Below are 21,962 nucleotides of genomic sequence, written 5' to 3' on the forward strand. Positions count from 1 at the left end.
TGGCGAAGAGCCATTACCGCTTTAACGCAATAAAAACTTATCACAAAAATGCGATACCGGTTAAATCGAAAATGTCTTCGTCACCCTATACACCCAATGCATAGACAAGCGATGCCAAACGGATGATGGCATCTCCTCCATCAACAAATCTTCACGGAATTCACGCAGGATTAACCAATCCGCCTGCTGTACCCAATGGCGGAATACAGGATTCGGCTGGTGGGTTTCTGATAAATGCAGCAAAGCATCCAAATCGAAGTGCTCGGCCACCGTACCCGCTCCCGACAAAGATGCATCATAAGCATTACAGGCCTGTTCAATATGGGTTGGAACCATCAGGACAGGCTTATCCAGATACATCGCTTCGCAAACAGATTCGAAACCGGCTGTCGTTGCATACGCTTTGGCATTTGCCATATATTTGACAAAACGGATATCGTTCAACTGATGAAAAGAAAGTGTATCGTCAATCTTTGTGGTTTCTTTGGTTCCCCGCTTATCCCAAAAGAAATGCATCGGAACCTCCGGATGGGCAGTATGCCACTCTTTCACCTCCTCACCGAATCCGCTATTCAACAAATAGCCATGCAGATAGCTACCTTTTCGGGGAGTCTTATTTATTATTTCCTTACGCAATAAAGGAGGTACTACCACCATCTTATCTGCCGGAACTTCGCGCATCTTCCGAAATGACAGGGCCAACTTTTTCGTAGCACCAATAGCCGTTACACGGGTGAAAAACTTCAACAAAGATAAAGAGACTGCATTCAGCTTGGGAAAAGAGAAATCAGGATGCAGAAAAAGATACTGGTGAGCAATGCAAACCATCATCGCTTTCGGACGGCAAAACAAGTAAGTCAGTCCCGTCAACAACTCATAAAAATTGATTACCACATCTGCACCTGTATCCTTTATCATCCGGTTAATATAGTGTATACTAGCCGTATATTTATGCAGTCGCAATACATTATATCCTATACTTTTCAGCAAATTAACCTGCTTATTCTTTGCCGTAGGCAGAAAGTTCGGACTTTCAAAAGAATAGACCGGTGCATTGATTTTCTCCATAAAGAAATCAGGGATACGACGGGCCGGACTTTTCCCGACAAGCACACCGACAACCTGATGGCCTTCGTCTGCCAGCTTCTGCCGGAGAGACAAGGCTTGTGTCAGATGACCTCTACCCTCCCCTTGTATGATAAACAGCATTTTCATATCACTTCAGCATATAATACAGGTTTTGAAACAGATTCTTCCTCCATATCGTACTCTGCCTTATTGTAAGTCAGAATATTCCACTCTCCTTGTTCATTTTCAACCAGGGCAGTCATGCTTTCCACCCAATCGCCGGAATTCAGGTAATGAACATTGCCGTACCGAACATTTGCCGCCTGATGAATATGACCGCAGATAATTCCGTCAAGGCGTTTGGCTTGTGCCAGTTTTACCAGCTCCTTTTCAAAATCGGAGATGTAAGAGACAGCACTCTTCACCCGGTGTTTCACATGCTGCGAGAGGGAGAAATAAGGTTTACCATGCTTTTCCCGATTCTTGTTATAAATCTTGTTCAGCCACAACAGGAAAGTATAACCTATATCGCCCAGCATCGCCAGCCAACGCATATTCGTTGTTATCGTATCAAAGATATCGCCATGGGTCACCAGGTAACGCTTCCCGTGGCTGTTCAGCAAATAGTCTTTTACGATAGAGATATTGGAGAACCGGAAAGGAACCAGTTTATCGAGGAAATCATCGTGATTACCACGGATATAAATGATTTGCGTTCCTTTCTTCTCCATCATTTTCATCAGGACTTTAAAGAAATCGGTTTGTGCCTGCTTCCATCGCTTGCCGGATTTCTGAAGTTGCCAGCCATCAATGATGTCACCGTTCAAGATCAGACGGTCGCAGTCAATATGTTTAAGGAAATTGGTTACTTCTTTCGTCCTGGAATGTTCAGAACCCAGGTGAATGTCAGAAAGCACAACGGTCGGATAATATTTTCTTAGTTTCATACGTAAGATATTTACACTACACAAAGAAACGCAACCGCTGTTACAGCATTGCAACAACCGTATGAAGATGCTTTTTCTTTTTCCACCGTAAATGCTTACATTTGCCCTTTCAAATTAAAACATAATCATTTTATGGATATTAACTCCCTCCCTGAGAGAGCTAAAAAAGTAGAGAAGGAAACAAAGACTTTTTTCAAATCTATCAAGAAGAACCGTCACCGGGAACTGGACGACACGATACATGCCATTCACCAGGAGGTATTCGATTCTATCAATTGCCTGGACTGCGGGAATTGCTGCCGAACATTGGGACCGCGCATCACAGACCGTGATATCGAACGGATTGCACAAGCATTGCGTATCAAACCACACGAAGTCGTTCAACGACATTTGCATATCGACGAAGATAAGGAGTATGTATTCCGTTCAATGCCTTGCCCCTTCCTGGGAAGCGACAATTATTGCAGTATTTATGAGGACCGTCCGAAAGCCTGCCGGGAATATCCGCATACGGACCGGAAAAAGTTCTACCAGATACATGCACTGACAATTAAGAATGCAGAGACCTGCCCGGCAGTATTCCATACGTTAGAGCAGTTGAAACAGGAGTTTTAAGGAAAAAACGACTTGCGATACCAGCTAAAAGAAACAAAAAAGGCATCCCCCAAAGAGGATGCCTTATAGTTAGATACTAATTTATTAATCAATCTTCTGACTGAGTAGCTTCGTAAGCCTTCAACAGCTTATCCTGTACATCTGACGGTACAAGTTCGTAAGCAGAGAACTTCATTGTGAATGAAGCACGGCCACCGGTAATAGAACTCAAAGAAGTTGAATAGTTGGACATTTCTTTTAAAGGAACTTTAGCCAACAACTTTTCAAAGCCTTTTTCACTGTTCATACCCATAATGATGGCACGGCGTCCTTGCAAGTCGCTCATTACATCACCCAGATAATCACCCGGAACGGAAACTTCTACATCATAAACAGGTTCGAGAATCTTTGGACCAGCTTCTTTAAAGGCAGTACTGAAGGCATTACGACCGGCCAACATGAAAGAAATTTCATTACTGTCTACCGGATGCATCTTGCCATCATAGACAATGATGCGCACATCACGGGCGTACGAACCGGTCAACGGTCCCTGTTCCATACGTGCCATAATACCTTTCAGAATAGCCGGCAAGAAACGGGCATCGATGGCTCCACCAACGATACTGTTAATAAATACCAGCTTACCACCCCAGTCCAAATCAATAGTTTGCGTATCACGTACGCTAATTTTATATTCTTGTCCGCCGAAACGATACATATCCGGAGCCGGCATACCTTCATAATAAGGTTCTACAATCAAGTGAACTTCACCGAACTGGCCTGCACCACCGGACTGTTTCTTATGACGATAGTCAGCACGGGCAGCCTTTGTAATGGTTTCACGATACGGAATCTTCGGTTCAAGATACTCAATCGGCAGCTTATCATTATTTTCAATTCTCCATTTCAACGTACGCAAGTGGAATTCTCCCTGTCCGGAAACGATTGTCTGTTTCAATTCCTTAGACTGTTCGATAACCCATGTCGGGTCTTCTTCACGCATACGGTTCAGGATTTCCATCATCTTTTCCGCATCCGACTCATTAACCGGCTTAACGGCACGGCGGTATTTCGGGTCCGGATATTTGATAAAGTCGAATTTATAATCGCATCCCTTACCATTCAGGGTATTACCGCGACGCACATCTTTCAGCTTCACTGTTGCACCGATATCGCCTGCCACCATTTCAGACACTTCGTTACGAGTCTGTCCGGCAACGGAGAATAACTGTGCGATACGTTCTTTCGAACCACGGTCGGCATTCAGCAAATCGTCTCCTGCTTTTACTTTTCCTGATATCACTTTAAAATAGGAAACCTGGCCGATATGCGGTTCTATAGTAGTCTTGAAGAAGAACAGACTTGTCGGGCCATCGGCTACAGGAGTAACCTCCACGCCTTCGGTTGTTACCGGACGAGGCATCTTGTCGGTACAAGGAACCACATTTCCAAGGAATTCCAACGTACGGCGAACGCACATATCACGTCCTGCACAAACGCAGAATACCGGGAACATACCGCGGATAACCAAACCGGCACGGATACCGGCACGCATATCGTCCTCGCTCAAAGTGCCTTCTTCGAAGAACTTTTCCATCAGCATATCGTCATTTTCGGCTGCTGCCTCAACGAGCGCTTTGTGAAGTTCCATGGCTTTGTCCATCTCTTCTGCCGGAATTTCCAGTACGTCAGGTACACCGCCTTCGGGTTTCCAGCGATACATCTTCATTTTCAACACATCGACAACGGCATTGAAAGAGGCTCCTGTATTAACCGGATACTGGATAGGAACAATCTTGCTGCCAAACTGATCTCTCAGCTGGGCAATTGTTCCGTCGTAGTCCGCTTTATCGTTATCCAACTGATTGACAACGAAGATAACGGGTTTATGAAATTGTTCTGTATACCGGAACTGGTTCATTGTTCCCACTTCCACACCATACTGGGCATTCAAAACCATCAGTGCCGTATCGGTAACGTTCAGGGCTGAAACAGCTCCACCGATAAAGTCGTCCGAACCCGGACAATCGATAAAGTTCAGCTTCCTGTCTTGCCACTCAACACTGAAAACGGTTGAGAACACTGAGTATCCATACTCTTTCTCAACCGGGAAATAGTCGCTCACTGTATTTCCTCCGTCCACAGAGCCACGACGTTTTATAACTCCACCCTCGTAAAGCATTGCTTCAGCGAGAGTGGTTTTCCCAGAGCCCGAACTTCCCAAGATAGAGATGTTCTTAATTTCGTTTGTTTGGTATACTTTCATGATATCAGGTATTTTGAGTTTAACAATAAATATCATTACGTGAATTACTCACGAGGCCGCAAATTAGAGAATGTACAGGAAAAAAACAATTATCTGCCCCGTGTTTGAGAACTATGTTATGTAACAGGCCTCTTCTGGGATATTTTTTCGTACCTTTGTATAATAGATATAAATTAAGATTATTACTATGACAACTATGGAATTAAAAGCACGTAAAATGGATCTGGTTGAAGCTCTGATGCAACTGGATAACGAGAAACTGGCTAAAGCCGAGAAGTACATTAAAAAGTTACTATCCGACTCTCCGACCAAAACGTATGATATGCCTTCCGAACTCCTGAATGCATTGTTAAACCGAGCTGAAAATAATAAAAAGAGCGGAAACTATATCGAAGAGCAGGAAATGAGTGACTTCATAAAATCCTTACAATGAAAATAATCTGGGATCCTCTTGTAAAACAACAAATTGAGCAGATATTTAGATTTAACCAGACAACCTTTGGCACTTCTAAAGCCAAACATATTGTAGAATCTATATATCAGCATATTAATCTGCTAAAAAAATTTCCTCTTATGGGAACCATTGAGCAAAATACAACCGATTGGGCTCCACCTTACCGATATTTAGTTGAAAAACATTGTAAAATATATTACACAGTAGATAAAGATGTAATATATGTAGCATTGATTTGGGATACCCGTCAAGACCCTCAAAAACTATGGACGATACTCAAATAATGGCAGGTCTTTATATCCATATTCCCTTTTGTGCAAAACGTTGTTTGTACTGCGATTTTTTCTCCAATACGGAGATGAAGTACAAAGAGCCGTGCCTTGCCGCCGTGGTCCGTGAACTGGAATTACGCAAGGAGTATACGGATGGCGAACCTGTCGAAACCATTTATTTCGGTGGCGGGACACCATCCCAACTGGAGGCGAAGGATTTCGACCGTATATTCAATGCCATCCACCGGCTCTTCGATGTTAGCCATTGTCAGGAAATCACCCTGGAAGCCAATCCGGACGATATGACACCCGAATATGTGGCCTCCCTGCGCTCACTACCCTTTAACCGTGTCAGTATGGGAGTACAAAGTTTCAAGGAAGAGGACCTCCGCTTCCTGAACCGTCGCCATAACCGGGAACAGGCCTTGCGGGCAGTCGAGTTATGCAAGGAGAACGGCTTATCAAATATCAGCATCGACCTGATATACGGCCTGCCGGGACAGACAGTAAAAGAATGGGAAGCCAATCTCGACACCGCTATCCGACTCGACATTCCACACATCTCCGCTTACCATTTAATATATGAAGAAGGAACGGCTTTATATAAACTAAAGGAAGCCGGAAAGATTTCTCCCGTAGAAGAAGAGGTCAGCGTAGCCCTTTTCACCTCACTGATAGAACGGCTGACGGCAAACGGATATCAGCAGTATGAAATATCCAACTTTGCACGTCCCGGAATGCTCTCCCGCCATAACAGCTCGTACTGGACCGGCAGGAAATACCTGGGGATAGGCCCGTCCGCCCATTCCTATAACGGAATAAGCCGCCAATGGAATATATCCTCACTCCCAGCCTATCTCCGGGGAATCGACAGCGGTTCACCCGACATAGAAATAGAGGAACTGGATTTAAACACCCGCTACAATGACTTCATTATTACCGGACTTCGCACCATATGGGGCGTCAGTTTAATTGAAATTCAAAGACTGTTCGGAAAAGAGATACTTGCCTACTGCCAAAAGCAGGCAGGCCCTTACCTTAAACAGGGCCTGCTTATTCAAAAAGGCGAAACTTTACTCCTTTCCAGGGAAGGAATTTTTATCTCCGATGGCATCATGAGCGACCTTTTATGGGTCTAATTTTAACAAAACAGCCCTCCGAAACAACGAAATGCGGGGTTATTCGTACAAATTCTGCACATTTTCACGATTTTTGAGAAATAAATTGTACAACATATAAAACTATTATCTATATTTGCCCTGTCAAAAGCAGCAAATAGTGCCATATTTATATATAATATCAGGTTGCAACGGAGCAGGAAAAACAACGGCTTCCTTTACAATACTTCCAGAAATGTTGAAGTGTAAGGAGTTCGTGAATTCCGACGAGATAGCCAAGGGGCTTTCCCCTTTTAATGCAGATAGTATCGCCGTAGCTGTAGAAGCAAGCCGTATTATGTATAAGCGCATCAAAGAACTCATCGCAGCCGGTGAGACTTTTGCAATGGAAACTACGCTCGCCACCCGATCAGTCGCAAACCTGATCAGGGAAGCACAAAGGGAAGGATATTATGTGACATTGTTATATTTCTGGTTGAATACGCCGGATTTGGCAGTGGAACGGGTAAAAATGAGAGTGGCTGCCGGTGGTCATAACATACCGGAAAGTACTATCCGTCGCAGATACGAGGCGGGTATTCACAATCTTTTTGAACTATATATCCCCATTAGTGATTATTGGATGGTAACAGACAATTCTATGTCTCCGATGGAAGTAATCGCCAAAGGATTCAAGAATGAAAAAAAAGAGATATATAATTCGGATATTTACACTAAACTTGAACATCATGAGTGAACAAGAAGTAAGAGAATTTGAAGAGAATATAGTTAAAGGAGCCAATATAGCTTTTCAACGCTTAGTTAACCAGAAAAAGAAAGAAGACGGAGAATTAGTATTCTCACGTAACGGATATATTTTCCGCGTAAAAGCAGCTGAACTTGAAAAAGGCATGTTTTAATTATATCAGAATATAAAAAAAGCGAGTGATTGTATCAATCATTCGCTTTTTTTATGGCTTTAATCCCTCCCAGATAGCCCAGACGTTCACATCCAGCTATCCGGAATTCAGATTTCTTTCCTATTATTCTACCAAATCCATCTCCTCCAGCAGATAGCCGGCTCCGGCATATTTGTCGATCAGGAATAATACATAACGGATATCGACGATGATACTGCGCTGATAGTCCGGCAAGTACTGGATATCGCCGCCTACACCTTCCCAGTTACGGTCGAAGTTGATACCAATCAGTTCGCCGTTCGCATTCAGGACAGGACTGCCGGAATTACCTCCGGTAGTATGGGTCGTTGCGCTGAAGGCTACCGGCATTCGTCCGTCGGGCATCTGATAGCGGCCGAAGTCTTTGGCTTCATAAAGCGCTTTCAGGCGGGACGGTACAACAAACTCCCAATTCGTAGAATCTTCCTTTTCCATCACACCGTCCAGAGTGGTCTGGCAGTTATAATAAACGGCATCCTTCGGACGATAGCCTTTCACCTGTCCATAGGTCAGGCGCAGAGAGAAATTGGCATCGGGGAAATTGGCTTTATCCTGATACATTGCCAGCAATCCTTTTACATATTCTTTATGAGCCAACGCATATCCGGTATCGAAATCGGCCAGGGCGGCATTCAGATTCGCTTTTTCCTCCTGCACGGATTTGGCAAACAAGATCATCGGGTCCTGCTCCAGGGCTTTCACGGAAGGGCGCGTTTTGAACTTGTCGAAGTTCTCTTCGCTCCCGTAGATAGATTTATCGAACAGGTAATCTACAAAACGGTCTACATCACCCTTGAATTTCTTGTCAATCAAAGAGAAATAAGCAGGCTGGGACTTTGCGGGAACCAGGCGGCGGTATTCCTTCAGCATGACCTTTGCAATCTTCTTGTCTACTTCCGGGGCATAATCCTTATCGGCGAAACGATGGTAAGCCATATCCAGCAGACGGATTTGTTTCTGTTGCTCGTTGCGGTCTTTTCCGCTCAGGGCATCACTGACGGACTGCACCTCTGTCGGTACTTTTGTAAATTCAATTCCACGCTGGATGGCCTCATCCAGCATCCAGCTACGGAAACGGAGGTCTTTCCGGTCGGAAACTATCTGTTCAAGGGTCGACAAGGCTTCCGGGTAGCTTGATTCGTTATTCTTTTGCGCCCAGGCAATCAGACGGTCTTGTTCTTCTTTCTTTACCTGCTCGAAGTTACGTTTCTTTATTGCCCAGTTGCTTCCGATAGCATTCTTATAGGCATTGGTCGAACCGGCATATTTGCTGGCGTACTGGATACGGACAGAAGGGTCTTTCAGCATCTCGTCCAACATGACTTCCTGGCGAAGGTTACGGATATTGATACGGACAGTATTGTCTATATCGCGACGTTCGGCCACCTCCCAGGAGGTATAGTACTTGTTTGTGCGGCCGGGAAATCCCATCATCATGGCATAATCGTCTTCTTCAACACCTTTGACGGATATTTTAAACCAGCGTTTCGGACGTAGCGGGACATTCGATTCGGAATATTCCGCCGGATTACCGTTCGCTTCGGCATAAACACGGAAGACGGAGAAGTCGCCGGTATGACGTGGCCACATCCAGTTGTCGGTATCCGCACCGAACTTACCGACAGATGAAGGGGGAGCACCGACCAGACGGATGTCGGAATAGATTTTCTTCGTGAACATATAATATACGTTACCTCCGTAGAAAGCCTTAATCTCTACTTCCGTACCGGGATTATCCTGCAGGAACTTTTCTCCGACTTTGGCTTTCGCCAACCCGTTCAGGTATTTCGGGGAAAGGAAGTTCATACTTTGCGGGTCTGTATCTTTCTCCAGTTCTTTCTTTACATAGTCGGTTACATCGTCTATCTTGTCGATGAAGGTGACGGTCAGTCCGGGGTTCGGCAATTCCTGGTCGCGGGTTGTTGCCCAAAAGCCATCGGTCAGATAATCATGTTCCAGCGTACTGTGTTGTTGTATCTGGCCGTATCCGCAATGATGGTTTGTCAGCAACAGGCCGTCCGGCGAAACGATTTCACCTGTACAGCCTCCGCCGAAGATAACGACTGCATCTTTCAGGGATGCGGAATCAGGACTGTAGATATCGTAATCCTGCAATTTAAGTCCCAGCGCCTGCATTTCCGGAAACTTCTGCTGCTGGAGCAACGGAAGCAACCACATGCCTTCGTCCGCAACAGCGGGCAATGACAAAGCGGCGACCAGAACGGATAATAAGATTTTCTTCATGGTGTTTTATTGTTTAAATTATTATTATTTCTTTGTCCATTGGGAATAGGGTTCCTTAGTCAGCATCGAGTTGTAATATCTACGGTCGCCACTGACCTCTTCCCCTATCCAGTCGGGTTTCTCAAACGGTTCATCTTCGGAGGCCAGTTCTATTTCGGCCATAACCAGGCCTTCGTTGGCTCCGTGGAAGACATCAACCTCCCAGGTATGTTTGCCGGCGCGGACCAGATGGCGCACTTTGTCGATAACTCCCGGTTCACAGAGGGTCAGAAGCTGTTCGGCATCCGGCAAAGGAATCTCCTGCTCGAACTCGTAACGGCTCAGGCCTTTATCATCGGAAGGGCCTTTAATGGTAAGAAAACCTTTCTCACCTCTTATACGGATACGCACCGTACGACCGGGCTGCGAACAGATGTAACCTTGCACGATACGCTGGGAATTGCAGACTTCTTTAGAGAAGTCTCCCTTTACAATGAATTTCCTTTCTATTTCGGTTGCCATAGCTTGTTGCTGTTATAAACCGGAGCTAATACCTTTTTCCTCAGCAGGGAAGTTGTTGCCGACGACGTCGGCAATATTGTCGACACTGTCAGCAAAATTGTCGACGCTGTCGGCAAAGCTTTCGACACTGTCGGCAACAGATTTCCTGCAAAGGTAAATAAGATTTACCCGGTTGTTATTGGCTGTTTATCAGGAGGTAATTCTTATTTGATAGTCACCATAGTGGCTCCAAAACCGTATTCACGGAAAGAAGCATCCTGATAATAGTATTGTTTGTATCTTGTTTTCAGTTCCTTTTCTATCGCTTTACGCAGAACGCCATCCCCTTTGCCGTGGATAAAGACAATCTTTTGTCCTTTATGATTTGCGTACTTACCCAGTATTTCATGAAATTTATCCAACTGGTAGGTCAGCATATCCGCGTTGCTCAATCCGTTTGTATTGTCCAGCAGTTCCGTAATATGCAAGTCGACTTCCAATACGGCGCTGTCCGATTTCTTCTTCACGATAGTCTGAGAGGCACGACGGTCTTCCTGAGCTTTCTGATACATCGCCTCTTTCAGGTCGGCCGCAGAAACAAGCAATTCCTTTTCCGGCACGTCGTTGCGAACGATGGGATACACCATTGCGTCTTCCTCGAAGAAATCGTTTTCCATAAAACAATGCTGCTTATAGAATTTGACCGTATCGAGATGTAACTCTACGGAGATGGAGTTCTTCAGGGAATAAGGTTTGTCCTTCTTGAAAGCAATCAGCTGCACGCATATCCGTTCGAGGTCGTTCAGGTCTTCCTTGCCGAATTCTTCCAGGAAGATTTTCGTATTCGGTTCTATCAGACCATTGTAACGGCTGACCCAGCTGTTGTTATGGCGGTTCATATAGTTGAAGAACAGATAGTAGTTGCTGTCGTTGATGAAATAGGCTTCATAACCGCTTTGCTGCATGACCTTTGTCGGTTCGAGCGGAAGATAAGCCAGGTAGATATTCATCCGTTCCCCCTCGGCAGTTTCTTCTATTTTCACTTCCTCCTGTTTCGGCTGCGGTTTAGGGGCCGACTGTTGCACCTGCGGTTGCGGCTGTACTTTCGGACGGTTCGAACTATGCACCTGCATCTCATTCTCTCCGCCAACCACAACGCATTCACGAATCAGCGCCGGAATGTCGAATCCGTCTTCATCTTCCACCAGTACCTGGTCTTTTCCTTTAAAACCACGCACGATACCGCCTCCCGTTGTATTCAGGAAGCGGACTTTATCACCTACCTTTATATTACTCATAGCTTTTGTCGTTTATATTTCGTATCGACAAAGATACTTCATTATACCATAATATCATACAAATTTGTACTTTTGCACCCGGGTTCAACAAGAATGTGCCTGATAAACAGAGATAGCAATGGTTACAAAAACTCAACAGATAAGTATTGAAGATTATAATTATTCGTTGCCAGATGAACGAATCGCCAAGTTTCCCCTACCCAAGCGGGACGAGTCCAAATTATTACTTTACCGTGACGGAAAGGTCAGCGAAAGCGTCTTCAAGCATATTACGGATTATCTGCCGAAAGGCTCACTGATGGTATTCAACAATACCCGCGTAATCCAGGCACGGCTGTTATTCCAACGTGCAACAGGGGCACAAATCGAAGTATTCTGCCTCGACCCTGCCGCCCCGCACGATTATGAACTTATCTTTCAGCAGACAGAAGCATGTAACTGGATTTGCCTGATAGGAAACGCTAAAAAATGGAAGGAGCCGGTTCTTTCCCGGGAGATTACCGTCGCGGGCCAGACGGTCAGACTATCTGCCGAAAAAGTACAGAGTTACGGAGAGACGCATCAGATACGTTTCAGTTGGGATGGCGGTTTCAGCTTTGCCGAAGTACTGGATGCCGCGGGAGAACTTCCGATACCTCCGTATCTTCACCGGAAAACGGAAGAAAGTGATTTAAAGACTTATCAGACTGTTTACTCCAAGATAAAAGGTTCGGTTGCCGCACCGACAGCCGGACTTCATTTCACACCGGAAGTACTGGCCGACCTGGATGCCAAAGGTTTCGGTCGTGAAGAACTGACGTTGCATGTCGGGGCCGGGACATTCAAACCTGTCAAGAGCGAAACGATAGAAGGGCACGAAATGCATACCGAATATATCTCCGTACGCCGCAGCACTATTGAACGGGTAATGCAGAATTTCGGCAAAATCATTGCTGTCGGTACGACTTCTGTCCGCACGCTCGAAAGCCTGTATTATATCGGCGTCACGCTTGCCGCCCATCCGGATGCGACTTCCGAAGAGCTGATTGTCAGACAATGGATGCCGTATGAGGACGCCAATAACCGCCTGACACCGGCCGAGGCTTTGCAAAACATACTCGATTATCTGGACAAACACCAGCTGAATACGTTGATTACAGCCACGCAGATTATCATTGCCCCAGGATATGAATTCAAGATTGTAAAAGGAATCGTCACCAACTTCCACCAGCCGAAAAGCACTTTGCTGCTGTTAATCTCAGCCTTCGTAAAAGGCGATTGGAAGAACATCTATGATTATGCCCTGGGACATAATTTCCGTTTTTTGAGTTATGGGGATAGTTCGCTGCTATTATAATAATGAATCCCGGTCCGGGCAATATCCTATCAATCCGTTCGTTATTACATAATATAAAGATTATCCGGTGATGAATAAGAAGATTACTCCCTATATACTACTGTTTTTAACCGCATTACTGCTGTTTTCCTGCAAATCGGCGAAGCTGAGCGATGCAGAAGAGAAGCAACGGATTGGTGAATACTTTGAGGCGGCGGCTATTTATCGGAAGGTGTATACGAAAACGTCTCCGCAGAAACGGGATTTACGCGGGTATATCGCCTACCGGATGGCTGAATGTAACCGGCTTATCAATAACACTCCGAGGGCGACCAGTGCCTATATGAATGCGCTGCGCTATGACTATCCCGACAGTATCGTGAGCCTGCGCCTGGGACAGATGTACCAGAAAAGCGGGAAATATATGGACGCCATACGCCATTACAACGACTTCCTGTTATTAAACCCGGAAAGCCAACTGGCCCTCAACGGTATCAAAGGAAGCGAACTGGCCCCGCAATGGAAACAAAACCCGAACCGTTATATCGTCAAGCGGATGGAGAAATTCAACTCGCGCCGCGGCGAATTCTGCCCGATGCTTTACGGTGAGAAATACGACCAACTCTACTTCACCTCTTCCCGTACACCGAAAGGTGCCAACAAGGACAAAGACGAAACGATCAGTGCCATCACCGGCCAACGAAACAACGACTTCTTCCTGATCAAACAGGATGAACAGGGCAACTGGCTCGCCCCCGTCGAACTGGAAGATGAAGTAAACACCGAATTTGATGAAGGAACTCCTTCTTTCTCGAAAGACGGCAACACCATGTACTACACCTACTGCGCACAGGACCCGGAAGGACCGCGCACGTCAGAAATATATGTATCCACCCGCAGTAGCGCCAAATGGGGAAAAGGGACGCGTGCCAGCATCGTGAAAGACTCGGTTACTGCCCTGGGACACCCGGCAGTCTCGCCCGACGGGAAATACCTGTATTATGTATCGGACGCTGTCGGCGGTTTCGGGGGAAAAGATATATTCCGCTCCCGGCTCGTAGGTAATGACTTCGGCCCCATGGAAAACCTAGGGCCGGACATCAATACACCGGGCGACGAAATGTTTCCGTACGTACGCGATTCCGTCACACTCTATTTCGCCTCCAACGGCCATCCGGGCATGGGCGGACTGGACCTGTTCAAAGCAACCCAGGACAGCACCGGCAAATGGCATGTCGAGAATCTGAAAGCACCCATCAACTCGATGGGAGACGATTTCGGCATCACCTTCGAAGGAGATAAGGAGAAAGGCTTTTTCAGCTCCAACCGCAATGACGCCCGCGGCTACGACCACCTGTACTCATTCGAACTTCCTATCATAACTATCTTTATCGAAGGTATCGTGTTTGATGTGGACGAGAATCCGATTGAAGACGCAACAGTCCGCATCGTCGGAAAAGACGGTCTGAATGAAAAAGTACTGGCAAAAAAAGACGGTACCTACCGCGTAGAACTGGAACGTGATATCCGTTACGTAATGATGGCAAGTGCCCGCGGTTACCTCAACCAGAATTTCGAACTGAAAACCGGACCGGAAGAAAAGAACGAGACGTATATCGTAGACTTCTACCTCTCCCCGATAAGCAAACCGGTAGTTATCGAAAATATCTTCTATGACTTCGACAAAGCAACCCTGCGCCCCGAATCACAGAAGGCACTGGATGAAATGATTAAGATGCTGAACGACAACCCGAACGTGACAATCGAGTTGGGAGCGCATACCGACCGTAAGGGAAGCGACCAGTATAACGAACGCCTGGCACAACGCCGTGCCCAATCAGTGGTGGATTACCTGATTGCAGGAGGTATCGAAAAAGAACGCCTGGAAGCCAAAGGCTATGGCGAAAGCGTACCGAAAGTTATCAATAAGAAAATGGCTAAGAACTACGATTTCCTGAATGAAGGAGATGTATTGACGGAAGAGTTTATCCTGACGCTGACTCCCGAACAACAGGAAATAGCAGACCAGATAAACCGCCGCACAGAATTTAAAGTACTCAGAACAAACTATAACCTGTTCTAAAGGTTGTTATTCCGTTTTACTCTTCGCCAGCACTTCGGAAAAAGAGATGGGCCAGTCAATCGCACTCATCAATGTTTCGAAAACCAGGCGGTAGTTAAGCGGAATAACCATATACTCTGAATACAGGTCACATACGGTCAGTGCCAACATCATCTTGGTGTTGTAATGCGCCCCTTTCAGGATCACCAGACTTTCCAGGACCGAGGTATCCCGTGCCTTCTCGAAATCCTGCTCCGTCAAAAGGATTTTATTCTGCAACTGTTGATAATGAGGACAATCAGATACGGAGGCATAACCCTCCGTTCCTTCGGCGATATCCAATAAAACACGGCAAACAGCAATCCGTTCTCTTTCTTTTGGGTTCATACGTCAATCAAGCCGCTCCGTTTCCCTCGTTTGGCATTTTATATCATAAAGAAGCGTGGAAACTGTTAATCCATTATTCGGAACTGAGGTATCGCCAAACACCCATCGAACAAATAATAAGACAACAGCCCACGCTCTATTCTATATACAGGAGTATATATAACAAGCGTGAGCGTTCAGTTGTCTATCATCTTCGTCCGACTAGAAACTTGGCGATTTTCAGTTCCAAAGATAATATCTTAAACGCTTACATATCGTTCCCCTGGAGAGTAACCGAAACTCAAAGGACGGCTTCCCCATTGAACGAAACAAAGATAGTTAAAAGCAATAATATATATTCTTTGCAAAGAATTATTAACAAGAAAAAAGATATACCAAAAGGATATTACCGGACGCAGACGACGCAGAAAGCGCAGAATAACGCAGACTTATTAATTAAAATATTATCTGCGTTATTCTGCGCTCCGTCTGCGTCGTCCGCGTTCCTTTCTACAAACTGGAACTACTTACTCCACCGTAAACTTATAAATACATTCACTGAGGTACTTTTCTCCCGGATTAAGCACTACACTCGGGAAATCCGGATGGTTGGGACTGTCCGGATAATGCTGTGTTTCAAGACACAAAGCACCACGATGCGGATATAAGACACCATGCTTTCCGGTATCTTTTCCATCCATGAAGTTTCCGGTATAGAATTGGATACCCGGTTCATTGGTATATACTTCCAGAGCGATACCGCTGGTCGGAGAATACGCCTTGGCTGCCAGAACATTCTTATCGCCGTTTGTATTCAGTACCCAGTTCAGGTCATACCCACGCCCGAACACTAATTGCTGGAACGGGTCGTTAATCTGTTTGCCGATAGCGACCGGAGTACGCAAATCCAGCGGAGTTCCATCAACAGGACTGATACCTACGGGAATCAGGGTACTGTCTACCGGAGTATAGTTGTCCGCATTAATCATAACCAACTGGTCCAACACATCGGAACCGGGAACACCGGAGAGATTGAAGTAACTATGGTTTGTCAGGTTCACAACCGTCTTCTTATCGGTTGTTGCTTCATATTTGATACCGACAGCATTGTCATCCGTCAGCGTATAAGTAACCTTGATATCCAGATTTCCGGGGAAACCGGCTTCACCGTCTTTTGAAAGATAAGTCAACTCCAGTGCCTGGTCGTTCAGCTGCTTAGCATCCCACATGCGGGCATGATACCCCTGCGGACCACCATGCAGGCAATGCGCACCGTTATTTTGAGGAAGAGTATATTCAACATCATCCAAAGTAAACTTACCCTGATTGATACGGTTTCCGTAACGTCCGATCAAAGCACCGTAGTTTCCGTCTGACTGCACATACTGCCCAATATTGTCATAACCCAGCACGACATCGGTCATTTTACCATTCTTATCCGGAACCATTACAGAAACCAGGCGTCCACCGTAGTTTGTAATACAAGCCTCTGCCCCTTTTTTATTCTTCAACACATACAAGGCAGTCGGCTTACCTTCCACTTCCGATACAAAATCAGACTTCATTAACCCGGAGAGTGTAGCCTCTTCTCTTTTTTCGCCGCATGACAGCAATAAACACATTGCCATAACAGCCATACATAGTCTTTTCATTTCAAATTGATAAATTAAAGTGTTTGTTGGATATAGGGCAAATATACGCCATTCTAGTCAGAATCTCCTTCATCCTCCGAATAATAATATCTTTTAACGAACCCGGAACTTCATCGTCTGCACACCTTGTTCTCCTTCGACTCTCAAGGAATAAATTCCAACAGGAAGTGAGGACAGGGAAACGGTTTCTCCCGGACGGGCAGAATAGTAGACCTGTTTTCCACTCATTGCATAAACCATCAGGTTTTTGTAATTACCATTCAGATACAGGATATTATCAACGACAGAAATCAAATCGGATGGCAATTGCACTTTTTCTGTTGAAACCGGGTCTTTATAGATAAGTTCCACACTTTGCACCGACAAGGTGTTATTCTCCTTTATCAGGCTGCGATTACGGTAATCGGCACCGGATATAGTTATATTCATCTTCTCCGGGGCTTCTTCCGACAGGTAGTCGACAGGTACCGAGATACGCGTCCAGTCGGATAACTCGCCTTCTATTTTAAATTCAGCTTTACCGATCAGGGTAACAGAGCCATTCTCCGCCAGCACGTCTTTCTCATTATCGATCAACTCTTTGCCATCCGGACTTTGGGAAACGACTGTTCCTTTCCAAAGATAAAGGACTATCCAGCCAATCTCTTCCGCAACGACTTTACGTTTGAATACGCCGACAATAGAATCCGGACGATGGGTAAATTCTATTCCTCCGGTTGTTCCTCCGTCACTCTTGGATATATCCGAAATATTGGCATATACCCAGGGAGTTCCCAAAGAGATATAAGCCGGCGCATTCGACCCGATTGAGAACAACCCGACAAACTGGTTGGTCAACTGCACGGAACCATCCGAATTGCGGGTTACCAACTCTTTCTTCACACCCATCTGACTGACATTCGATGCTTTCCAGAAAGCAGGTTGCTTGCCGACTCCATTATAGCCGGTCTCCCATTCAGCAGAGAAATCGCCATTGGGAACAGACTGGGCACTCACATAACTAAAAAAAGCCGCTCCGTTAATAATCAGGACACAGCACAAAATCCTTAGTAGACATTTACTCATAATACATTATTTTATAGTAGTTTACATGACAAATATACAAAAGCCCCCCGGAATAATATCCGAGGGGCTCCGATTTTTTATCCACTTCCCGAAAGGGAAATAGGAAAGAACTATTTCTTAACAATCTTTACAGTCTTCGCTTCGCCATTCGTCAGGACGATCCGTACCAGATAGTAACCGCTACGCAACTGGCTCAGGTCGATAACCTGCTCAGGATTCCTGAACAATTTCTGAAGTTTACCGGATGCATCAATCACATAGATTGCTTCTACCGGTATTTCGGAAACAACTGTCGCATTGTATTCTACGATTGTAGGATACAAACCGACACCTTGCAAAGTGATCGACTCATTGCCTACTGCCCCCAACTTCACATTGAAGGTCACAGAATCACGATACGCCAGATGGTTTGTAGATTCCGGTATAGTCATGTAGACTTTGGTTACACCTTCGGATTTACCGATAACGTGTACGCCCTCTACATGGTCACGTAAACCTGCAATATCAATACGTTCAGCAGCAAAAGATATCTTCGCCGGAGATTCGCAGTTCGCATACAGCAGAACGGAATCACCAACCGTAATCGTTGTCGATTCAACTGAATACTGTAATCCGGCTGCAGCTTTCGCAATGTTCAGCTTGCCAGGAACCAATGTCACGGCATAGTTGTCTTCATCCGAACTCAGACAGTCGATAATCAGATCATAAGTGCCGGCATTGACCGGTTTCACATTCGTTTTCACCGTGTAAAGGAAGTTCAGGGCATCCGGATTATCGTTGCCGACGAAGCCTTCGTATACCGGTTTGAATTCCGGTATATCATCACCGTAAACGATGTTGACGGTTCCGGCGCTGATCTTCAACAGAGCTTTCGATACAGTAAGTGTCCCCATACCTCCTACGATTGTATAGTTTGTACCTGGGTCGCCACCTTCTACATATAATGTATAATTACCTGCACCGGTTATGTCGCCGGAAACTTTTACAGAAGGAGCAGAAGACGCCTTGAAGTCGTCGCTGCCGATAAAGCCGGAATAAGTATATTCGAATGTCGACGGCAAAGCCTCACCGTAAGAGATCAATGCATCCTTCGGTTTCACATACACTTCACGCGGATTGATCTGCATCTTTTCCTTGCGGACAAGCAGTTCGGAACCGTTATGTTTCACAAAGATGGAGATGTTATAGGTTCCCGCATTGACCGGCAGATCGTAATCACCGTTATAAGTGACGATCGGAGTGTATGTGGTAATACCCTTCAGATCGGTCAGTTTTACATCGGCTGCTTTACCTTTACCATCGTAATCAAAGACCATATTACCTAATACGACATTGTAGTCTGCTTCGTTTTTCAGGCGTACTACTTTAAATACTTCCGACTTCAACGCTTCTTCCTGTCCGGATTCTGCATTGTAGCGGGCAGTAATGGTAACACCATCGTTTTCTGTCAGCGCTTTTGCACGCAAATACCAGATGCTTTCCACCTTCTCAACCTGGATCAGAGCTGGATTGGATGATTCGTAAATAATCTGTGAACCTTCGGCAATCACGGTCGATCCTTGTTTTACAACTGCATTCAGACGAACCAGGTCACCCACGATCAATTCATTCTGTATCGGAGTCCAAACCATGACATAACTGTTATCCGGATACACCTGATAGCGTGCCTTTCCTACAATTGTAATTTCATAGTTCGGATTTTCCTTGTTGATATCGGTGATACCGGTCAGTTCATAGGTGCCAACCGGTAAGATACCCGCCGGACGGTTATTAAGAACCAGGTTCTTGATACGGTTTCCGACAGCTACGGTAGCAGTCGAATCCAGGCTGTTAGCCGATTCGTCGAGCTTGAAGCCTTCGTAAGAGATAAACTCTTTCTGAACTTCCGCTTTATTAAATTCAGGATCAGTTGAACCGTATGCTCTCTTGATTGTATCCAGACGGATGATCAACGGAGCTTTCGCCACTTCCAAGCGGACACTGTCGTTGGTCATTGTACCGGGAACCAGCGTGTTCATGATCAACTTATAGTTACGGTCCTTTGCCTGGAACGGAGGCTGGATAGACTTATCTTCGGTAACTACTTTGATATGCAGTGTATCGTTGTAAGAACCTGCATGCAACGTATTATCGGCAGCAACCGGCTTAACGACAACTTTCGGCATGAAGTCGATGATATCGTCAGGAGTTGTTGTTGTTTGATATTTCGCATCGAAGATGGCTAAGCCACGTTTTTTGTCGGCATCGTTCGGTTCGAACGTCCAGGTCGTATCCTTATCGGCTTCACCATATATACGGTCAACGATCACTTTCCAGACAGCCAGCGGACGCTGGTTGATAAGGAACGAACCGTCAACAGTTTTGAATGCGTAGTTCAGCGAAGATACTTTGTCGATGTTATCCACTTTGGCAACATACAAGCTGTCTTCTTTCTGATTCGGTTTCTCACGCTTCAGGTTTACTTCAGTCTTTTCTGTTGCTTTCTTGCCTTCATAATCGAAGTATCCGGCAAGCGGAACTACTTTGAAGCCTTTGTCGCCTTCGGCTGTCGCAGAAATATAATTTACTGCCTCAGCTGTTTTCGAGAACGCATAAGAAGGAGCACTACCAGTTTCCAGACGTTTAGCCAGATAGAAATAACCGTCAGGATTAGGTTCACCGTAAATCTTTTGCATTACCTTGACCGGTTTATCGTTGATAATAACTTCTGCATCAGCCGGGAATACGGTGATCGTGATGGTATCTTGCTTCACTTCGTACTTTCCTGCAGCGATTGCCTGGATATCGTAGTTAGAAAGAGTAGTCGACACTGTAGTTGTTGCTGCAGCATTTAACTCATAACTATATGTTCCAACATCACTTTTTGATTGACCTAATGCAGCCGAAGTAGCCGTATGAACTACCTGCAGTTTGGTTGTACCGAATAATGCCTCCAGCGTCTGGTCGTTCTTCAAAGTACCTTCTGTGATGAGGAGTTCTTTTCCGAAGATGTTCTTCACATTCGCATCGTCATACAAACGTGCGCTGTCGGGAACAGCCAGTGTCAGCGGAGATTGTTTTATCGTCAGAACACCTCCGAGAGAAGCTCCACCGGTAGATATCTGTAGATTCAACTCATAATTCTGAGCTTGTCCACCTTCCAACTGAATAACATGCAAGGTATTTGCTGCTGCCGTTTTAGTTGCAGTCGGGAAAGATACATTCGGCAATACATTCACTTGTGAATTAGTAAAAATAGCCTCCGTTTCATCATTTACGAACCCGCTGAACACAAAGTCTTTGGCAGACCAAGGAGTTGCCGGGTTTTCGTCTCCGTAGAAACGGCTGGTGTCTTTGGCTGCAATGCTCAATGTAGCCTTATTCACTGTCAATGTTCGAGTTATAGTCGCATCATTCCGGTTACTGGTAAAGAAAACTACATTCTCACCATTTGCCGTATAGCTAAAATAATCCGAAAGATTATCGGCTACAAACCCAAGAGCCTGTCCGCCTCCGACTGTCGGCGTCGCAGAAAATTTCAATACATTGGCTACGGTAGCACCGTCCTTGAAAGATACGGTTCCATTCAAACCGCTGGTCGTACCGTCCTCTGCTTTCACATACAGATAACTAAAACTACTACCTGTCAAGCCAGCATCGGAAACAACCGTATTCATGTCCTGTCCGTAAGTCATCGTTACCGGATCTGCGGCATTGAAACTTACATATATGGTATCGGGAACAGCCGTTTGCGCCTGCATGATACCGCCTGAAACAAGCATCAGGGGAAGCAGCATAAGCTGCTTCCTCGATGTTAATATTGATTTAATATATTTCTTCATAC

General features: G+C 45.5%; 18 protein-coding genes. 8 read left to right on the forward strand and 10 right to left on the reverse strand.

What is annotated here, in order from left to right:
* Positions 1-60: 60 nt before the first annotated feature.
* Together NBH14_RS10340 and NBH14_RS10345 are read right to left on the reverse strand one after the other, a co-directional pair.
* The gene (locus NBH14_RS10340) at positions 61-1,215 is read right to left on the reverse strand and encodes a glycosyltransferase family protein (protein ID WP_186959063.1); all 1,155 of its coding nucleotides are present in this window, start codon (positions 1,213-1,215) and stop codon (positions 61-63) included.
* Positions 1,212-2,015: a UDP-2,3-diacylglucosamine diphosphatase gene (locus NBH14_RS10345; protein ID WP_186959064.1), complete on the reverse strand. Its 804-nt coding sequence runs from the start codon at positions 2,013-2,015 to the stop codon at positions 1,212-1,214. The genes NBH14_RS10340 and NBH14_RS10345 overlap by 4 nt, the downstream gene beginning before the upstream one ends.
* A 132-nt stretch (positions 2,016-2,147) precedes the next feature.
* Here NBH14_RS10345 and NBH14_RS10350 point away from each other — a divergent pair, with 132 nt between their 5' ends.
* On the forward strand, positions 2,148-2,630 hold the full coding sequence (locus NBH14_RS10350) for a YkgJ family cysteine cluster protein (RefSeq protein ID WP_007654842.1): 483 nt from the start codon (positions 2,148-2,150) through the stop codon (positions 2,628-2,630).
* Between the two features lie 88 nt (positions 2,631-2,718).
* Here the strand turns inward: NBH14_RS10350 and fusA2 are convergent, their stop codons facing one another.
* A complete protein-coding gene (gene fusA2 / locus NBH14_RS10355; protein ID WP_186959065.1) occupies positions 2,719-4,875 on the reverse strand; it encodes an elongation factor G2 in 2,157 nt (718 codons plus the stop codon).
* Between the two features lie 196 nt (positions 4,876-5,071).
* Between fusA2 and NBH14_RS10360 the strand changes: the two genes are divergently transcribed.
* The 5 genes from NBH14_RS10360 to NBH14_RS10380 all read left to right on the forward strand — a co-directional run bounded on the left by NBH14_RS10360 (position 5,072) and on the right by NBH14_RS10380 (position 7,618).
* Positions 5,072-5,308, forward strand: coding sequence for a hypothetical protein (locus NBH14_RS10360; RefSeq protein WP_052329213.1), 237 nt, complete (start codon positions 5,072-5,074; stop codon positions 5,306-5,308).
* Positions 5,305-5,613 carry a type II toxin-antitoxin system RelE/ParE family toxin gene (locus tag NBH14_RS10365; RefSeq protein WP_007654845.1) on the forward strand — a complete coding sequence of 103 codons (309 nt, stop codon included), beginning with the start codon at positions 5,305-5,307 and terminating at the stop codon, positions 5,611-5,613. Before NBH14_RS10360 ends, NBH14_RS10365 begins: the two co-directional genes overlap by 4 nt.
* Positions 5,613-6,740: a radical SAM family heme chaperone HemW gene (gene hemW / locus NBH14_RS10370; protein ID WP_186959125.1), complete on the forward strand. Its 1,128-nt coding sequence runs from the start codon at positions 5,613-5,615 to the stop codon at positions 6,738-6,740. Before NBH14_RS10365 ends, hemW begins: the two co-directional genes overlap by 1 nt.
* Positions 6,741-6,855: 115 nt before the next feature.
* Positions 6,856-7,455, forward strand: coding sequence for an ATPase (locus NBH14_RS10375; RefSeq protein WP_007654847.1), 600 nt, complete (start codon positions 6,856-6,858; stop codon positions 7,453-7,455).
* Complete coding sequence (locus NBH14_RS10380) at positions 7,448-7,618, forward strand: DUF8506 family protein (protein ID WP_007654848.1); 171 nt, start codon at positions 7,448-7,450, stop codon at positions 7,616-7,618. Before NBH14_RS10375 ends, NBH14_RS10380 begins: the two co-directional genes overlap by 8 nt.
* A 123-nt stretch (positions 7,619-7,741) precedes the next feature.
* On the opposite strand, the gene NBH14_RS10385 is transcribed toward NBH14_RS10380, so the two are convergent.
* The 3 genes from NBH14_RS10385 to NBH14_RS10395 form a co-directional block, all read right to left on the reverse strand.
* Positions 7,742-9,901, reverse strand: a complete 2,160-nt coding sequence (locus NBH14_RS10385) for a S46 family peptidase (protein WP_186959066.1) — start codon at positions 9,899-9,901, stop codon at positions 7,742-7,744.
* Between the two features lie 24 nt (positions 9,902-9,925).
* Positions 9,926-10,402, reverse strand: coding sequence for a CYTH domain-containing protein (locus NBH14_RS10390; RefSeq protein WP_186959067.1), 477 nt, complete (start codon positions 10,400-10,402; stop codon positions 9,926-9,928).
* A gap of 203 nt (positions 10,403-10,605) precedes the next feature.
* On the reverse strand, positions 10,606-11,679 hold the full coding sequence (locus NBH14_RS10395) for a DUF2027 domain-containing protein (RefSeq protein ID WP_186959068.1): 1,074 nt from the start codon (positions 11,677-11,679) through the stop codon (positions 10,606-10,608).
* A 118-nt stretch (positions 11,680-11,797) separates the two neighbouring features.
* Between NBH14_RS10395 and NBH14_RS10400 the strand changes: the two genes are divergently transcribed.
* Positions 11,798-13,015 carry an S-adenosylmethionine:tRNA ribosyltransferase-isomerase gene (locus tag NBH14_RS10400; protein WP_186959069.1) on the forward strand — a complete coding sequence of 406 codons (1,218 nt, stop codon included), beginning with the start codon at positions 11,798-11,800 and terminating at the stop codon, positions 13,013-13,015.
* A gap of 70 nt (positions 13,016-13,085) precedes the next feature.
* The gene (porE, locus tag NBH14_RS10405; RefSeq protein WP_186959070.1) at positions 13,086-15,077 is read left to right on the forward strand and encodes a PorE family type IX secretion system protein; all 1,992 of its coding nucleotides are present in this window, start codon (positions 13,086-13,088) and stop codon (positions 15,075-15,077) included.
* Positions 15,078-15,083: 6 nt separating this feature from the next.
* Here the strand turns inward: porE and NBH14_RS10410 are convergent, their stop codons facing one another.
* The 4 genes from NBH14_RS10410 to NBH14_RS10425 form a co-directional block, all read right to left on the reverse strand.
* On the reverse strand, positions 15,084-15,443 hold the full coding sequence (locus NBH14_RS10410) for a hypothetical protein (RefSeq protein ID WP_128133436.1): 360 nt from the start codon (positions 15,441-15,443) through the stop codon (positions 15,084-15,086).
* A 506-nt stretch (positions 15,444-15,949) separates the two neighbouring features.
* On the reverse strand, positions 15,950-17,074 hold the full coding sequence (locus NBH14_RS10415) for an aldose epimerase family protein (RefSeq protein WP_186959071.1): 1,125 nt from the start codon (positions 17,072-17,074) through the stop codon (positions 15,950-15,952).
* Positions 17,075-17,167: 93 nt separating this feature from the next.
* Entirely contained in the window at positions 17,168-18,139 is a 972-nt protein-coding gene (locus tag NBH14_RS10420; protein WP_186959072.1) for a T9SS type A sorting domain-containing protein, read from the reverse strand.
* A 110-nt stretch (positions 18,140-18,249) separates the two neighbouring features.
* On the reverse strand, positions 18,250-21,960 hold the full coding sequence (locus NBH14_RS10425; protein WP_186959073.1) for an MBG domain-containing protein: 3,711 nt from the start codon (positions 21,958-21,960) through the stop codon (positions 18,250-18,252).
* Positions 21,961-21,962: the final 2 nt, after the last annotated feature.

Origin of the sequence: Parabacteroides caecihominis, assembly GCF_023656785.1 — a bacterium.
GTDB classification, from domain to species: Bacteria; Bacteroidota; Bacteroidia; order Bacteroidales; family Tannerellaceae; genus Parabacteroides; species Parabacteroides segnis.

Bases quoted from the DNA above. Each gene is read 5' to 3' on its own strand.
- NBH14_RS10345 (WP_186959064.1), bottom strand. From the start codon at position 2,015: ATGAAACTAAGAAAATATTATCCGACCGTTGTGCTTTCTGACATTCAC.
- NBH14_RS10395 (WP_186959068.1), bottom strand. From the start codon at position 11,679: ATGAGTAATATAAAGGTAGGTGATAAAGTCCGCTTCCTGAATACAACG.
- NBH14_RS10360 (WP_052329213.1), top strand. From the start codon at position 5,072: ATGGAATTAAAAGCACGTAAAATGGATCTGGTTGAAGCTCTGATGCAA.
- NBH14_RS10410 (WP_128133436.1), bottom strand. From the start codon at position 15,443: ATGAACCCAAAAGAAAGAGAACGGATTGCTGTTTGCCGTGTTTTATTG.
- fusA2 (WP_186959065.1), bottom strand. From the start codon at position 4,875: ATGAAAGTATACCAAACAAACGAAATTAAGAACATCTCTATCTTGGGA.
- NBH14_RS10365 (WP_007654845.1), top strand. From the start codon at position 5,305: ATGAAAATAATCTGGGATCCTCTTGTAAAACAACAAATTGAGCAGATA.
- porE (WP_186959070.1), top strand. From the start codon at position 13,086: ATGAATAAGAAGATTACTCCCTATATACTACTGTTTTTAACCGCATTA.
- NBH14_RS10380 (WP_007654848.1), top strand. From the start codon at position 7,448: ATGAGTGAACAAGAAGTAAGAGAATTTGAAGAGAATATAGTTAAAGGA.
- NBH14_RS10385 (WP_186959066.1), bottom strand. From the start codon at position 9,901: ATGAAGAAAATCTTATTATCCGTTCTGGTCGCCGCTTTGTCATTGCCC.
- NBH14_RS10340 (WP_186959063.1), bottom strand. From the start codon at position 1,215: ATGAAAATGCTGTTTATCATACAAGGGGAGGGTAGAGGTCATCTGACA.
- NBH14_RS10400 (WP_186959069.1), top strand. From the start codon at position 11,798: ATGGTTACAAAAACTCAACAGATAAGTATTGAAGATTATAATTATTCG.
- NBH14_RS10415 (WP_186959071.1), bottom strand. From the start codon at position 17,074: ATGAAAAGACTATGTATGGCTGTTATGGCAATGTGTTTATTGCTGTCA.
- NBH14_RS10390 (WP_186959067.1), bottom strand. From the start codon at position 10,402: ATGGCAACCGAAATAGAAAGGAAATTCATTGTAAAGGGAGACTTCTCT.
- NBH14_RS10425 (WP_186959073.1), bottom strand. From the start codon at position 21,960: ATGAAGAAATATATTAAATCAATATTAACATCGAGGAAGCAGCTTATG.
- hemW (WP_186959125.1), top strand. From the start codon at position 5,613: ATGGCAGGTCTTTATATCCATATTCCCTTTTGTGCAAAACGTTGTTTG.
- NBH14_RS10350 (WP_007654842.1), top strand. From the start codon at position 2,148: ATGGATATTAACTCCCTCCCTGAGAGAGCTAAAAAAGTAGAGAAGGAA.
- NBH14_RS10420 (WP_186959072.1), bottom strand. From the start codon at position 18,139: ATGAGTAAATGTCTACTAAGGATTTTGTGCTGTGTCCTGATTATTAAC.